The organism is Cellulomonas sp. T2.31MG-18, assembly GCF_964266755.1.
GTDB lineage: Bacteria > Actinomycetota > Actinomycetes > Actinomycetales > Cellulomonadaceae > Cellulomonas.
Map to the genome: position 1 here is coordinate 281311 of NZ_CAXWGW010000003.1, position 15018 is coordinate 296328.

At 73.2% G+C, this 15018-nt stretch carries 12 protein-coding genes; 5 read left to right on the plus strand and 7 right to left on the minus strand.

Going from position 1 to position 15018, the window contains the following annotated elements:
* Positions 1-6: 6 nt before the first annotated feature.
* From ACFQTY_RS13465 to ACFQTY_RS13495, 7 genes are all read right to left on the minus strand, one after another.
* On the minus strand, positions 7-843 hold the full coding sequence (locus ACFQTY_RS13465; RefSeq protein ID WP_337972716.1) for a carbohydrate ABC transporter permease: 837 nt from the start codon (positions 841-843) through the stop codon (positions 7-9).
* Positions 840-1778 (minus strand): carbohydrate ABC transporter permease, encoded by a 939-nt coding sequence (locus ACFQTY_RS13470; protein WP_378101215.1) that lies wholly within the window; start codon positions 1776-1778, stop codon positions 840-842. The genes ACFQTY_RS13465 and ACFQTY_RS13470 overlap by 4 nt, the downstream gene beginning before the upstream one ends.
* Positions 1775-2785, minus strand: coding sequence for a LacI family DNA-binding transcriptional regulator (locus ACFQTY_RS13475; protein WP_378101218.1), 1011 nt, complete (start codon positions 2783-2785; stop codon positions 1775-1777). The genes ACFQTY_RS13470 and ACFQTY_RS13475 overlap by 4 nt, the downstream gene beginning before the upstream one ends.
* Before the next feature lie 155 nt (positions 2786-2940).
* Positions 2941-3705, minus strand: coding sequence for an anti-sigma factor domain-containing protein (locus tag ACFQTY_RS13480; protein ID WP_378101221.1), 765 nt, complete (start codon positions 3703-3705; stop codon positions 2941-2943).
* Positions 3702-4295, minus strand: coding sequence for an ECF RNA polymerase sigma factor SigK (sigK, locus tag ACFQTY_RS13485; RefSeq protein WP_378101224.1), 594 nt, complete (start codon positions 4293-4295; stop codon positions 3702-3704). Before sigK ends, ACFQTY_RS13480 begins: the two co-directional genes overlap by 4 nt.
* 62 nt (positions 4296-4357) lie before the next feature.
* Positions 4358-5074 (minus strand): class F sortase, encoded by a 717-nt coding sequence (locus tag ACFQTY_RS13490; protein WP_378101226.1) that lies wholly within the window; start codon positions 5072-5074, stop codon positions 4358-4360.
* Positions 5074-5835, minus strand: coding sequence for a CHRD domain-containing protein (locus ACFQTY_RS13495; RefSeq protein WP_378101229.1), 762 nt, complete (start codon positions 5833-5835; stop codon positions 5074-5076). The genes ACFQTY_RS13490 and ACFQTY_RS13495 overlap by 1 nt, the downstream gene beginning before the upstream one ends.
* A gap of 278 nt (positions 5836-6113) precedes the next feature.
* On the opposite strand from ACFQTY_RS13495, the gene ACFQTY_RS13500 reads away from it, so the two are divergent.
* The 5 genes from ACFQTY_RS13500 to ACFQTY_RS13520 all read left to right on the plus strand — a co-directional run bounded on the left by ACFQTY_RS13500 (position 6114) and on the right by ACFQTY_RS13520 (position 15013).
* The gene (locus tag ACFQTY_RS13500; RefSeq protein ID WP_337972709.1) at positions 6114-6488 is read left to right on the plus strand and encodes a hypothetical protein; all 375 of its coding nucleotides are present in this window, start codon (positions 6114-6116) and stop codon (positions 6486-6488) included.
* A 104-nt stretch (positions 6489-6592) separates the two neighbouring features.
* Positions 6593-7504 (plus strand): hypothetical protein, encoded by a 912-nt coding sequence (locus ACFQTY_RS13505; protein WP_378101232.1) that lies wholly within the window; start codon positions 6593-6595, stop codon positions 7502-7504.
* A gap of 114 nt (positions 7505-7618) precedes the next feature.
* The gene (locus ACFQTY_RS13510) at positions 7619-8314 is read left to right on the plus strand and encodes a nucleotidyltransferase domain-containing protein (protein WP_378101235.1); all 696 of its coding nucleotides are present in this window, start codon (positions 7619-7621) and stop codon (positions 8312-8314) included.
* A 296-nt stretch (positions 8315-8610) separates the two neighbouring features.
* Positions 8611-11694, plus strand: a complete 3084-nt coding sequence (locus ACFQTY_RS13515) for a LamG-like jellyroll fold domain-containing protein (RefSeq protein ID WP_378101238.1) — start codon at positions 8611-8613, stop codon at positions 11692-11694.
* Positions 11695-11746: 52 nt separating this feature from the next.
* A complete protein-coding gene (locus ACFQTY_RS13520; RefSeq protein ID WP_378101241.1) occupies positions 11747-15013 on the plus strand; it encodes a TIM-barrel domain-containing protein in 3267 nt (1088 codons plus the stop codon).
* Positions 15014-15018 lie beyond the last annotated feature (5 nt).

Here is a 15018-nt window from a genome sequence, read left to right on the forward strand (position 1 = left end):
GCGGGCCTATCCCTTGACGGCTCCGGACATCAGCCCGCCCACCAGGCGGCGCTGGAGCAGGACGAAGAAGACGATGCTGGGGATCGCGGCGAGCACGGAGCCGGCCGCCAGGGGGCCGAGGGCGACCTTGCCCTCGCCGCCGACGAACATGCTCAGCGCGATGGGCAGCGTGTAGTGCGCCGGCGACTGCAGCAGGACGAGGGCGAAGAAGAACTCGTTCCACGAGGAGACGAAGGCGAACATCGCCGTCGCGGCGACGCCGGGCATCAGCAGGGGCAGCACGATGTGCCGCAGCACGGTGAACCGGCCGGCCCCGTCGATCGCGCCGGCCTCCTCGAGGTCGCGTGGGATCGCCGTCACGTAGCCCTGCAGCATCCACAGCCCGAACGGGAGCGTGTACGTGGTGTGCACCAGGGTCAGCCCGACGAGCGAGTCGGTCAGGGCCACCGTCCGGAGGACCAGGAACAGCGGCAGGATGATCAGGATCACCGGGAAGACCTGGCTGACCAGGATCCAGCCCGTCCCGACCGCGCGCAGCGCCCCACGGACCCGCGCCAGCGCGTAGGCCGCGGGCATCCCGATCAGGACCACCAGCACCGTCGACGCAAGGGCGACCACCGCCGAGTTGCCCGCCGACCGGATCAGGCCCTGCCGTGCCAACGCGTCCGCGTAGTTGCCCCAGGCCCAGCCCCGCGTCGGCAGCAACGAGACGGTGAGGGAGTTCAGCTCCCCCGACGACTTGACGGACGACGAGACGAGCCAGAGCAGCGGGAACCCGAGGAAGGCGATGTAGCAGGCCAGCGCGACGTACTGCGCAGGCCGGACGAGTGCCCGCGCCCTCACGGCTTGTCCTCGTTGCGCAGCTGGGACCACAGGTACAGGCCCAGGAGGGCGACGACCACCACGACGAGCACCACGCCCATCGCGGCGGCGTAGCCGATGTTCCGGTTCTGGAAAGCCTCGATGTAGGTGAACAGCATCGGCAGCATCGTCTTGCCGCCTGGGCCGCCCTCGGTGAGGACGTACACCAGGCTGAACGAGTTGAAGTTCCAGATGAAGTTCAACGACGTGATGGACGTGACGATGGGGCGCAGGCTCGGCATCGTGACCGCCGTGAAGCGCCGCCACGCCCCGGCACCGTCGATCGCGGCGGCCTCGTAGGTCTCCACCGGCACCTGCTGCAGCCCGGCGAGCAGGGTCACGGTGGTCTGCGGCATCCCCACCCAGACACCGACCGCGATGACCGCCGGCAGGGCGGTGGTGAACGAGCCGAGCCAGTTCGTGTCCCCCGGCAGCCCGACGGCCCTGAGCACCGCGTTGAGCGGTCCCGCGTTGGGCGAGTAGATCATCCGCCACATGATCGAGACGACCACGGGCGGCATCGCCCACGGGACCAGCGCCAGGACGCGCGCCAGGCCCCGCAGCCGCAGGTCGGCGTTCAGCAGGAGCGCGAGACCCATGGCGGCGACCAGCTGCAGGACCGTGACGGAGACGGCCCAGACGATGCCGATGCGGAAGGACGACCAGAACATCGTGTTGTCGGCGAGCTTGGTGAAGTTGGCCGCGCCGACGAACGAGTAGTGCGGGTTGTGCACGAGCCTGGCGTCGGTGAACGCAAGAGCGACGCCGGCCAGCAGCGGGGCGACCGACAGCACGACGATGAGCAGGACCGACGGCGCGACGAGCACGGCCGTCTCCCGGCTCTGCCGGCGTCGGCCCGCCCCGGACCGTCGGCGTACGGGACGGTCGACGGACGCGCCGACGGTGAGCGTGCTCACACCGGGCCGCCCGAGGACTCGCGGACCACCAGCCGAGGGGCCACGTGCACGCGTTGCGCCGGCCCGCTCTCGCCCGCGATGCGGCACAGCAGCAGCTCGGCGGCTGCCCGGCCACGCTCCCTCGACCCGAGGGCGACGCTGGTCAGGCTGGGCGAGAACACGGCTGCGATCTCCGTGTCGTCCATGCCGGTGACCGCGACGTCGTCGGGCACGCGGACGTTCCGCCGGCGCAGCGCCTGGATGCAGCCGATCGCCAGGAGGTCGTTCGCCGCCACGATGGCGTCGGGACGTTCGGCAGCGGGGTCGTCGAGCAGACCGTCGACCGCCCGTGTGCCCGCGTCGACGGTGAAGTCGTCCGCGACCACCATCCCCGCCGCCGTCAGGTCATGGCGAGCCAGCGCGTCCTCGAAACCCTGCAGGCGGCGAGAGGCCGGGGTGGTCCCCAACGGACCGTTGAGGAACAGCAGCCGCCGCCGTCCCACACCGACGAGCTGGTCGACCGCCATGCCGATACCGGCCGCGGAGTCCGCCCACACCGAGTCGAGGGTGGTGTCCTGGTGCACCCGGCCGACGACGACAACCGGCACGGGAGCCTGCTCCATCTGCGCGGCCAGCGTGTCGTCGGAGCGCAGCGGGCTGATGACCAGACCGTCGACGACGCCCGATGCCAGCGAACGGATCACGTCCGCGGTGGACGCGACGTCGTTGCCCGTCGTCGCCACCACGACGTGGTAGCCCTGCGGCCCGACCACCTCGTGGATCGCCTTCATCATGTCCACGTAGACGGGGTTGCCGATGTCGGCGACGGCGAAGCCGACCTGGAACGTGCGGCCCATCCGGAGCGAGCGTCCCGCTGCATCCGGGTGGTAGCCGAGCTGCTCGGCCGCCGCCCGCACCTTCTCGATCATCTCCGGGCTGGCGCCCATGCCGTTCAGGGCCCGCGAGGTCGAGGCCAGCGACGCGCCGGCGAGGTTGGCCACCTCGTGCAACGTCGGGCGTCGACTCATTGCCGTCCTCTCCATCGAGACGGAAACGTTTCCGTCGGCTGGCGGATACGTTTCCAGACGAGGTGCAGGTTGTCAATGGGGCGGCCCGGTCCGGCGTGCCGGCGAGGCGGCGGGCGCGCCGGGGAGGCGGCGGGCGGCCGCTCGAACCGGCGGGGTCAGACCGGCGCGAGCACCACGATCGGGTTCGTGGTGGGCTTGAGGGAGCCCCCGGTCGGCTCGACGGTCACCGCGAGGGAGTCTCCAGCCGCGTAGCGGTGGGTGAGGACGACGTAGTCGTCCGGGGTCGCGCGCACGATGCGGGCGCCGGCGGCCATCACCGCGTCGGGGACCGGGACACCGTCTCGGACGACCCACAGCTGGTAGACCTTGCCGGGCCCCGGCTCCTGGAGCCCGGACGCCGTGAACAGGGCCCGGTCCCGGGACAGCACGCCGACGACCGTGCCACCTCCGGGCACGTCCGCTCGGCGAACCTGGGCGAGCGGGTCGGCGAGCAGGTCGACGACCTCCTGCTGCTGCGCCTGGACGCGGTGGACCTCCTGGGTCTGACGCCAGGCGAGCACGCTGGGCACCGCCACCGCGACCAGGGCTGCGGCAGCGGCCGCCACCCAGAACGTGCGGCGGGGGCGGCGTCGCGGTGTGCCGCGCTCCCCCACGACGGGGGCCGGCGCGGTGACCTGCCCCTCCTCCGAGATCCGGTCGAGGACGGAACGGCGCAGCTCCGGCGGTGGTGCTGCGCACGTGGCCGCGCCGAGCACGGCCGCGGTCGCGCGCAGCGTCTCCAGCTCGCGCGCCGCGTCGGGGTCGGCGGCGACGAGGTCCTCGACCCGGCGACGGTCGAGGTCGTCGACCGCGTCGAGCGCGTAGGCCGCGAGCAGGTCGCGCGGGTCGCTCGTGCCGTCGGGCGGGTCCGGGGTCGTCATCGCTCCACTCCCAAGCAGTCGCGCAGGCGGATGAGGCCGTCGCGGATCCGGGTCTTGACCGTGGCCACCGGGGTGGCGAGCTGGTCGGCAACCTCGCGGTAGGTGCGCCCGCCGTAGTACGCCAGCACCACGGCCTCGTGCTGGGTGGGGGTCAGCCCACCCAGGCACTGGCGCACCCGAGCACGGTCCATGGTGCCCTCGACCTCCTCCGCCACCACGTCGAACGGTCGCTCGAGGTGCGTGTCCATCACCCGTTGGTCACGGGCGCGCTCCGCCTGGACGGAACGGACCCTGTCCACGGCCCGTCGGTGCGCCAGCGTCAGCGCCCAGGTCCGGGCCGAACCGCGTCGGCGATCGAACCGTGGGGCCGTGCGCCACAGCTCGAGCATCACCTCCTGCGTCACCTCCGCGGCGTGGTCGCGGTCCCGCAGCACCGCCAGGCACGTGCCGAAGACGCCGGACGACAGCGCGTCGTACACCTGGGCGAAGGCCTGCTGGTCGCCCCCGGCGGCGCGCTCGAGCAGGTCGTCGACGGAGGCGGTGGGTGCGACGTCCGCCTCGTCGGGCGCACCTCTCGACGCGGTGGGCATGAGCGTCAGTGTCGGGCACCTGGGCGCGCCGGGCGCGGCGAGCTGCCGGGTGGCTCGTTCGGTCACGGGTCCAGGTGGCCGAAGGCGATGACATTGTCCACGTAGTGCCCCGTGGTGCGGTCGTAGGCACCGCCGCACGTGATGAGCCGGATCTCGGCCCGCGACGTGGCGCTGCCGTAGACGAGCTGCGTGGGGAACTGTGCCTTGGGGTAGCGCTCGATCCTGTCGATCGTGAACGTGGCGACGGTGCCGTCCTGGCGGGCGACGTGGACCAGGGCGCCGGGGGCGAGCTCGCCGAGCCGGTAGAACACCGCCGGCCCGCTCTTGCCGTCCACATGGGCCGCGATGACGGCTGCTCCCAGCTGGCCCGGGGTCGGGCCCCCGGTGTAGTAGCCGGCGGTCGCGTAGTCCGTCGGCGGCGGCAGCACGCCGTCCGCGCCGACACTCAGCGGGACGAGGTTCGTCGTGTGCACGCCGATGCTGGGGATGTCGAGCGTGACGGGGAGCGACGCCGGCAGGATCGGGCCGAGGTCGGGCTCGGCGGCCGGCGCGGCGGTTGCCGAGGGCGACTGCCGCACCTGGAGGTCCGTCGGCGCGTCCGTCACGGGGTCGGTCGGCCTCGGCACCGACGTCGCAGCCACCCGGCTCAGCGGCGGCGCCGGAGGCCCGGCATGCGCGCGCAGCCCCACGACCAGGGTCAGGACGCCGGCGAGGGCCAGCCCCACGGCCGCCGCGGCGAGCATGCCGCGGCGGCCGTGGAGGGCGGGGACCGAGGACATCACGCCTGCGTGCGTGCCCGACGCACGACGTACGCCCCGGTGCCGAGACCCGCGAGGAGCAGCGCACCGCCGGCGAGCAGCAGGCCCTGCTCCGGCCGAGCGGCCGCGCCACCGCCACCCGTCGCCATGGCGCCGACCGGGGCCGCCTTCAGCACACCGCACAGCGCGGGGTCCGTCGCCTCGGCCGGCAGCTTCGGGTCGAGGTCCGACATCGCGGTGCCGTCGTACTTGCCGTCGCCGTTGTAGTCCACGCCGTGGATGACGACGACCGCCTGACCGGCCAGGATCGCGGTGGCCACCTCGGGTGCCACGGTGATGTCGCCGCGCTGGTAGGACAGGTTGCCGCCGGGCGCCGTGTCGAACCGGTCGACCGCGAGGGCGCTCGACGGGCTCGTGTCGCCGGTCTTGGTCAACGACACGACGACCGGGCCGTAGGCCGGGCCACCCTCGGTGGTGGTGAGGTGCCCGTCCTTGTTCGCGTCGTCCGCCGCTGCGGGGCACTCGTGCCGAGCGTCGGCGCCGAAGTGGATGTGGGCGGCGTGCGGCTGGTCGGCGAGCACGCCCTTGGCGGCCAGCGTGACGCTCACCACGTCACCCTTCACGGTGACCATGGCGGTCCCGCTGCCGTTGACGCCGTTGAGGGCGACGGGTGCCAGGTTGGCGTTGCCGCTGCCGTCGGCGGCCATCGCCGTGGTGACGCCGAGGGGCAGCAGGGCGGCCGCCCCGATCGCCGCGGAGGCCAGCTTGAGGCTCGTGCGCATGATGACTCCCTGTCAGGGCGGAACGCTCCGCCCACACGTGCGGGTACTGCGGACAGCAGTGGTTCGGCGCCCTCTGGTCGGTGGATTGGTCCGGGAGCGGAGCAGTTGCGCGAGTCGGGCAGACCGGCAGCCGGGCGGCGCGGACCGGGCTGCGGTGGGTCGGCCGTTGCGCCGCTGGAGTGAACTTCGCTGCACCGCGTGACCGTGCGCGGGCCCGGCACCGATATCACCGGTGAGAGGCGCTGCGACGGCGCAGCCCCACGGTTGCGGAGGGCACCATGAGCGGCACCTTGACGGGCGCGTTGCTGACGAAGGTCGCGGGGTTGAGCGTGGCCGGCAAGGCCGCGGTCGGCGTGGGGATCGCCGCGGTGGCGGTCGGCACGGCCGCGGCGGCGCCCGCGGTGGCACAGCAGTTCACCGGCTCAGCGGCCCTGCCGGTGCCGTCGGTCAGCGCGTCCGCGTCGGCCTCCCACGCGCCGAACGCGCACGCCAACCCGCACGCCACCGCCCACCCGGGACCGAGCGACCTCCCCTCCGCCGCGGCGTTCGGGCAGAGCGTCGCCGCGGACGCCCGCGACGGTGGGGTGGACGGCCGGCAGATCTCTCAGCAGGCGCACGCCAAGCCGGGGCCGACGCACTCCGCGCGCCCGTAGGTCGGCGAACCGGCGCGCCGCCGCAGGGCCGCCGGTGCGGCCCGGGACGCGTGGACCGGACCGGGTCGGCACACTGACGCGGTGAGCGCTGCGGAGCGGGTCGCGTGACGACCACCGGTGCGGTCGCCGTCGAGCTCTACGGCCTGCCCCTGGAGCGGTTCACGGCTGCCCGCGACGCGCGCGCCAAGGAGCTGCGCCGCGAGGGTGACCGGACGGTCGCGGCGCAGGTCGCCCGTCTGCCGAAGCCGAGCGTGGCGGCCTGGGCCGTCGACCTGCTCGTCCGGCACGAGCGGGACCTGGTGGAGCAGCTGGTCGAGCTGGGGGCTGCGCTGCGCGAGGCGCAGGAGACGCTGGCCGGTGAGCAGCTCCGCGAGCTCGACCGGGAGCGCAGGCGGCTGCTCACGGCGATCGGCCAGCAGGCACGGGCCCTCGCCGAGGCTCAGGGCCAGCACCTGAGCGACTCGGTGCTCGGCCAGGTGCAGGCAACCGTGCATGCGGCCATGGCGGACCCGGCGGCCGCCGCCGCCGTCAGGTCGGGTGTGCTGACCACGTCGCTGGAGACGTCGGGCTTCGGTCCCGTCGACGTCGACGGGGCCGTGGCGGTGGTGGGGGCGGCACCGCTGCCCCACACGCGGCGAACGGGCCCTGACACCGGCGCCGGGAGCGGCATGGAGCGCGAGGAGGAGCCTCACCGGCGTCGAGAGGAGCGACGCGACGCGGAGCTCGCTGAGGCGCGCGCCGACCTGGCTGAGGCCGAACGGCTGGACCGCCGCGCCGCTGAGGAGGCGGCCGGCGCGCATCGGGCCGTGCAGGAGCTGGACGAGCGGCGCGCGGCCCTCGCTGAGCGTGCTGAGAGGCTGCGGCACGAGCTCCAGGCCGTGCAGGACGAGAACGACGAGCTGGCCGTACGACTCACGGAAGCCCGAGAGGCGCTGCGCCAGGCCGCGAACGCCTCGAGATCGGCCGGACGGGCGTCGGAGCGCGCCCGCGCCCGGGTCGAGCGGCTCGAACGGTAGGGCGCTCGAGCTCGACCGTCGTGACCCGCACCCCTCGTCCCCCCTCGAGCGCTGGGCGCTCCGACGAGCGAGCAGGTCAGGCGTGGTCGCCGCGTCTGCCCCCAGGATTGGCGCATGGACCTCGTCGCGTTCGCTCGCCGGATCGTCGTCGAACGCTTCCCGGGGGCTCGGGCGGCCGTGCTGGCCGGGAGCGTCGCAGCCGGGCGTGCCACCGCCACCAGTGACCTGGACATCGTCGTGCTGGCCGGCCCCGACGACCGCGTGCGCGAGGCGATCCGCGTGGAGGGTGTGCCGGTCGAGCTCTTCGTCCACACGGACGAGTCGGTCGCGTACTGGTTCGAACGAGAGCGCGAGCAGGGCCGGTGCACGCTGGCCCACATGCTGGCCACCGGCCTGCCGCTGGCGGGGGCCGAGGTTGCGCAGCTGCAGGAGCTGGCGCGCAGGCACCTGGCTGCCGGGCCGTCGGTGTGGACCGCGCAGCTGCTGGAGCACCGCCGGTTCGCGCTGACGGATGCGCTCGACGACCTCGCAGGCGCGACCGACGCCGGGGAGCGCGACGTCGTGGCCGGTCAGGTGCTGGTGATGGCCGCGGAGCTGGCGCTCGGCTCCCGTGGGGCCTGGCTCGGCACGGGCAAGTGGCTGCTGCGCAGGCTGCGGGAGGACGACCCTGAGCTCGCCGAGCAGCTGCTCACCGGTCACCGTTCCGCCGTGGCGAGCGGCGACGTGAGCGGACTGGTCCGCCTGTGCGACACGGTGCTCGACGGCGTCGGGGGCCGGCTGAGCGAGGGTTTCGTGCGCCGCGGCAGCTGAGCGAGGCGACGGATCGGCCGACGGCAGCGGACGCTCCCCCGTAGTCGGAGCAAGCTCCGTTCGAAGGCCGCTTGATCGATCCTGCCGATACTGGACCGTTTGCGCGTTCAGACGTGCGCAACCTCCGGCGCACCGGCTGCGGCCCGCCTCGATACATCGGCCTCCCTGCACCTCCACCCGCTGGCTCACCTTTCGAGTCTGATCGGTATTGACCGAAGTCATGAGCTGCTGTTCACTGGCTGCCGTCCGCAGGCACCGGAGCCGGTGCCGTCGTCATCGCAGACGGGGGTCCGGTCATGGCGTTCCTGCGAACCAAGGCCGTGCTCTGCGCTCTCGCGCTGGGCGTGGCGGCCGTCGCCGTCTCCCCCGGTGCCCAAGCCGCTGGGGACCGGGCGGCCGCCGCGCGGACCGGCGCTTCCGCCGCGGCCGCCTCAGGTACCGGGACGCACTTCCTCGACGACGCGTCCTACCTCGCCGGCTTCAACGACCAGTCCTGGTACGAGGCGAACATCCCCTTCGTCGACCTGCCCGACTCGACGATCCAGTCCGTCTACTACTACCGCTGGCGCACCTTCAAGGAGCACCTGCGGTACACGAACCCGACGGACGGGTGGATCTCGACCGAGTTCCTCGACTGCTGCGGGTACGCGGCCCCCTACCAGGCGATCGACGCCGCAGCCGGGCACCAGATCACCGAGGGCCGCTGGCTGCGTGACACCAGCTACGACCAGGACTACGTGCGGTTCTGGCTCACCGGACCGGGCGCGGGACCCAAGCCCGCGACCGACGCCGACAACGCGGACACGACCGACTGGGCGCACGAGTACAGCTTCTGGCTGGCCTCCGCCGCCTACGGGCAGGCACAGGTCAGCGGGGACTTCCGGCCGCTCGTCGCGATGCTGCCCGAGCTGGTGCGCCAGTACCGCGGCTGGGACGAGCAGCTCGACCCGACCTTGGGGCTGTACTGGTCGGTCCCGGTGTGGGACGCGATGGAGTTCTCGGCGTCGTCGTACCGGTCGAGCGACCCGTACCACGGCGGCGCGGGCTACCGGCCGACGATCAACGCGTACCAGTACGGCGACGCGGTCGCGATCAGCAAGATCGCCGAGCTCGCGGGGAACACCGCCCTCGCCGCCGAGTACGCGACCCGGGCGAGCGACCTGAAGGCCGCGATGCAGCGCTGGCTCTGGGACCCGTCGCGCGGCTTCTACTACGCGATGGCGCGCGACGGCAACCCCGGTCACCAGCTGCTCGACACCCGCGAGGAGATCGGGTTCGTGCCGTGGCAGTTCGACGCGGCCGACTCGAGGGACTCCGGCGCCTGGGCGCAGCTGCTCGACCCGCAGGGGTTCGCCAGCGCGTTCGGGCCGACGACGGCGGAGCGGCGCAGCCCGCTGTTCATGTACCGGGCCGGGAGCTGCTGCCGGTGGGACGGACCGAGCTGGCCGTTCGCCACCTCGCAGACGTTGACCGGCCTGGCGAACCTGCTGGACGACTACCCGGCGCAGAGCACCGTCACCAGCGCCGACTACGCCGCCGCGCTGCACACCTACGCCGCGACGCAGATGCGCAACGGCGTCCCGTACGTCGCCGAGGCCCACGACCCGGACCAGCCGAGCTGGATCTACGACGCGTACGACCACAGCGAGGACTACAACCACTCCACCTACGACGACCTGGTGCTGTCGGGGCTGCTCGGCCTGCGTCCCAGCACCACCAGCCACCTCGACATCCGTCCGCTGGTGCCGTCGACCTGGGACCACTACCTCGTCGAGAACGTGCCGTACCACGGTCACCAGGTCACCGTGCTGTGGGACCGCGACGGCAGCCACTACCACCAGGGCGCCGGCCTGCGCGTCTACGTCGACGGCGCCCTGTCGACGACGTCTGCGACCCTGGCGCCGCTGAGCGTCGAGGTCGGCGCCGTCACCCTCGGCGCACGACCGACCGACGCGTCGCCCCGCCTGGTCGACGACGCGACGAACCCGCTGCGCACGGGCTACCCGATGCCGATCGCCTCCTACACCTGGCGCTTCGACGACCCATGGAACGCGATCGACGGCAAGGTGTGGTTCAACGAGATCCCCGAGAACACGCGCTGGACCAACTACGCCTCGCCCAACGCCCAGGACTGGTACGGCGTGGACCTCGGGGTGCCGACGCCCGTCAGCGACGTGCGCTGGTACGGCTACGACGACGGCGGCGGGGTCCGGCCGGCGGCGGCGTACGAGCTGCAGTACTGGGACGGCGCCTCCTGGGCCGACGTGCCGGGTCAGACGCGTGACCAGGCCGCGCCCGTGGGCAACGGGCTGAACGAGATCACCTTCCCGGCCCTGACGACCAGCCGGATCCGCCTGCTGCTCACCAACCGGCCCGGCGCCTACGTCGGCGTCACGGAGCTCCAGGCGTGGAGCCCGTCCAGCGACGCGATGTCCGTCGGGATCGGTGCGGGCAACCCGGTGCCGGTCGACGGTCCGACCACCGTGCCGATCACGCTGCGGAACACGACTGCGCAGGCCCTGCGGCAGGTCGCGGTCACGCTGGCGGTGCCGGCCGGGTGGACCACGACCCGTCCGGACCCGGTCCCCGCGATCGAGGGCGGCGCCACCGCCACGGTCCACGTCGTCCTGACCCCGCCGGCGGGCGACCGGGGCGGCACCCTCGCCGCTGTCGTCGCCACCGCGGACTACCTCGGTCCGGCGCACGTCGCGTCGAGCACGCACGCCCGGCAGGGCGTCCGCACGGCCTTCCCCGCCGGTCAGACCGACCCGGTCGCGTCGTGGCCGCTCGACGAGGGCTCCGGCACCGTCGCGCACGACACCGCCGGCGGGCACGACGCGACGCTCGTCGGCGCGCCGGGGTGGGTCAGCGGGGTGTCCGGCTCGGCGATCCAGCTGGACGGGAGCAGCCAGTACGGGCAGACGAGCGGTCCGGTGCTCGACACCGTCGGGAGCTTCAGCGCCGCCGCCTGGGCGCGGCTGGACTCGACGGGTCACTTCGCCACCGCGGTGAGCCAGGACGGCACCACGACCAGCGGGTTCTTCCTGCAGTACTCGGCCGCGGACCAGCGCCTCGCGTTCTCCACCGGGGAGGGCCGTGCGCTCTCGGACGCCGCGCCCGTGGTCGGTCGGTGGTACCACCTGGTCGGGGTCCACGACGCGAACGCGGGCACCTACACCCTCTACGTCGACGGGCAGGCGCAGGGGGCGGTCAACCACCAGGCGCAGGGCGATCCGTCCAGCGGTCCGCTGGCGATCGGCCGAGCCTTCGCCGGAGGTGGGAAGACCGACTTCTGGCCCGGCGCCATCGACGCCGTGCACGTGTGGGACCGGGCGCTGACGCCCGCCGACGTCGCTGCCCTCTACGCCTCACGGACCTAGCAACGCTGCTCGCAGTCGTCCTGGACGAAGTCTCGAACAAGGGAGCTCAACGGTGACATCCCCCCTCGCAGCACGCAGAGCTCGGCACCGGCGACGGCTGCTGCCCGCGGCGGTCGCCGTGGCGGCCGTCGCCGCGGTCACCCTCACGGCGACCGGCCCGGCCGACGCCGAGACGGTGGCCGCACCCACCGCCACGTCCGGGGCGGTGACCTCCGGTGACGCACGGTTCGAGGTGCTCTCCCCCACCCTGATCCGCACGGAGTACTCCGGCACCGGCCGGTTCGAGGACTCGGCCACGTTCAACGTGATCGGCCGCGACGGCTTCGGGCGGACGCCCTTCACCACCGACACCACCGACGGCTGGCTGACCATCCGGACGGCCGCGGCCACCCTGCGCTACAAGGTCGGCTCCGGGCCCTTCGGCAAGGACAACCTGCAGCTGTCCCTCGACGCGGGCCGGCAGAAGGTCGACGCCGCTCCGTGGGCCTCGGCCGTCCCGCCCACGTGCGCCGTCGGCGTGCTGTGCGAGGCGGAGGACGTGTCGCTGGCCGGGGTCACCGTCGCCACCGACCACGCGGGCTACACCGGACGGGGCTTCGTGGCCGAGATCGCCAGCACCGGCAGCTCGGTGACCTTCACCGTGGACCCGGCCCAGGCGTCCACGTATGACCTGGCGCTGCGCTACGCGAACAGCTGGGGCGGCGACGGCCAGAACACCACACGGACCATGAGCGTGGTGGTCGACGGCGGTGCCCCGACCCAGCTCTCGCTGCCACCGACCGGCAGCTGGGACACGTGGGCGCTGGCCCGGGTGCCCGTCGCGCTGACCACCGGCCTGCACACCGTGCGGGTCCAGGAGGGTCCCGGGGACACCGGGCACGTGAACATCGACAGCCTGGCGGTGCTGGACCAGGGGGCGGCGTACCCGGCCCCGTCGAACCCCGCACCGCTCCCCTGCGCCTTCGGCGACGTCTGCCAGGCCGAGACGGGTGCGCTGTCCGGCGGTGCCAGGCTCGCCGCCGACCACAACCAGTACTCCGGTGCCGGCTTCGTCGCCGGTCTGGAGCAGGCCGGTGCGGCGGATGCCGTCACGGTCACCGGCGTGCCGGCCGCGGGGACGTACGACCTGCAGCTGCGCTACTCGAACTGGGCGGCGGGCAGCCAGCCGGTCCAGCCCCGCCGGATGTCGGTCACCGTCGGGTCGGCGGATCCCGGGTCGGTGACGCTGCAGCCCACCAGCAGCTGGGACACCTGGCGCATCGTCGCCGTCCCCGTCACCCTCGCGGCCGGCCAGAACACCGTCACCCTCGGCTGCCCGGACGCCGCCAGCTGCAACGTCAACCTGGACACGGTCGCCGTCACGGCGACCGACGGCCCGCTCCTCGCTCCGCACGCCCCGCTCGGCGGCTACCGGCGCAGCCTGGACGGCCAGAACGGGTCGGCACCCACAGCCCCCGGCCTGATGTACCAGGACGGCTGGTCCCTGCTCGACGACACCGCCTCCGCCCTGCTCGACCCGTCGACCAAGGCCGTCACGCAGCGTCCGTCGCACGCCGGCAGCCCGTACCAGGACGGCTACGTCTTCGCGTACGGCACCGACTACGCACGGGGCCTCGCGGACCTCGGCAGGCTCACCGGTCCCACGACGCTCCTGCCGCGCTGGGCCTACGGCGTCTGGTACTCGGAGTACTACGACCGCACGGCGGCGGACTACGAGAACACGATCCTCCCGGCGTTCCGGGCCCACGGCGTGCCGCTCGACGTGCTCGTCGTCGACACCGACTTCAAGTCCCCGAACCGGTGGAACGGCTGGGAGATGGACCCGACCAAGTTCCCGGACCCGACCGCCTTCTTCAGCTGGGCGCACGGCCAGGGGCTGCACACCAGCCTCAACGTGCACCCCAGCATCCTCAGCTCCGACCCGCAGTTCGCCCAGGCGCAGGCGACGGCCGGCGGGACGCTCGCGCCGGGCGGCTGCTCCGGCGGCGGCGCGGGCTGCTACGTGTTCGACTTCGGCAACCCGGCCCAGCTGACGGCCTACTTCGGCCTGCACCAGCCGATCTCGAAGGCGGGCAACGACCTGTGGTGGCTCGACTGGTGCTGCGACCAGTCGCTGTCGACCCTGCAGGGCGTGACCCCCGACTCGTGGATCAACCAGCAGTACGCCACCGACGCCTCGTCCCGGATCGGCCGCGGGTTCGCGTTCTCCCGGGCCTACGGCTCCCTCCAGGCCGGCGGGTACAGCAACGGCTCGGCCGTGCCGACCGGACCGTGGGCCGACAAGCGGACCACGCTGCACTTCACCGGCGACACGATCTCCACGTGGGACTCGCTGAAGTTCCAGATCGGGTACACGCCGGGCGAGTCGATGGCGACCGGGCTGACCAACATCAGCCACGACGTCGGCGGCCACACCGGCGGGCTCCAGCTGCCCGGCACCGAGCCGGGCTCCACGCAGCTGCCCGGCGACCTGTACGCACGGTGGGTGCAGCTGGGCACCTTCCAGCCGGTGGACCGCCTGCACTCCAACCACAGCGACCGGCTGCCGTGGCAGTACGGCGCGGACGCCCAGGCGTCGGCCACCACGTTCCTCAACCTGCGCGAGGACCTGCTGCCGTACACCTACACGCTGGCCCAGCAGGCGAACGCCACCGGTGCGCCCGTCGTCCGGCCGCTCTACCTGCAGTACCCGGACCAGCAGGACGCCTACGCGAACTCGGACAGCGAGTACCTGTACGGGCCCGACGTCCTGGTCGCGCCGGTCACCACACCCGGCACGACGGCGACGACCAAGGTATGGTTCCCGGCCGGCTCCTCGTGGACGGACTACTTCACCGGCACGACGTACCAGGGCGGCACGACGGCCGACATCGCGACGGGGCTCGACACGATGCCCGTCTTCCTGCGGTCCGGCGGCATCCTCACCACGCGGACGGCCGACGTGACCGACGACGTGCAGAACCCGCTCGACGCCGTGACGGTCACCGCCGCCGAGGGCGCCCCGGGCTCGTTCACCCTCTACGAGGACGACGGCACCACCACGGACCCGTCGCAGCACGCCACGACCCGCATCGACTACGTGCTGGACGGGAACACCCACCGGCTCACGATCGAGCCCGCCGCCGGCTCGTACCCCGGCCAGGTCGCCCGACGGTCGTGGACCGTCAGGTTCACCGACGCCACCGCACCCACGACGGTCAAGGTCAACGGTCACACCGTCGGGACGGACGCCTGGAGCTGGGACGCGGCGACGCGGACCCTGACCGTCCGGGCGCCCGCACAGGCGACGAGCAGCAAGCTGGCGGTCAGCTACAAGTAGCGCAC

What these genes read in the sequence shown, in the direction of transcription:
- sigK (WP_378101224.1), bottom strand. Translation starts at nt 4,295, where the DNA reads ATGCCCACCGCGTCGAGAGGTGCGCCCGACGAGGCGGACGTCGCACCC.
- ACFQTY_RS13515 (WP_378101238.1), top strand. Translation starts at nt 8,611, where the DNA reads ATGGCGTTCCTGCGAACCAAGGCCGTGCTCTGCGCTCTCGCGCTGGGC.
- ACFQTY_RS13510 (WP_378101235.1), top strand. Translation starts at nt 7,619, where the DNA reads ATGGACCTCGTCGCGTTCGCTCGCCGGATCGTCGTCGAACGCTTCCCG.
- ACFQTY_RS13495 (WP_378101229.1), bottom strand. Translation starts at nt 5,835, where the DNA reads ATGCGCACGAGCCTCAAGCTGGCCTCCGCGGCGATCGGGGCGGCCGCC.
- ACFQTY_RS13480 (WP_378101221.1), bottom strand. Translation starts at nt 3,705, where the DNA reads ATGACGACCCCGGACCCGCCCGACGGCACGAGCGACCCGCGCGACCTG.
- ACFQTY_RS13490 (WP_378101226.1), bottom strand. Translation starts at nt 5,074, where the DNA reads ATGTCCTCGGTCCCCGCCCTCCACGGCCGCCGCGGCATGCTCGCCGCG.
- ACFQTY_RS13500 (WP_337972709.1), top strand. Translation starts at nt 6,114, where the DNA reads ATGAGCGGCACCTTGACGGGCGCGTTGCTGACGAAGGTCGCGGGGTTG.
- ACFQTY_RS13475 (WP_378101218.1), bottom strand. Translation starts at nt 2,785, where the DNA reads ATGAGTCGACGCCCGACGTTGCACGAGGTGGCCAACCTCGCCGGCGCG.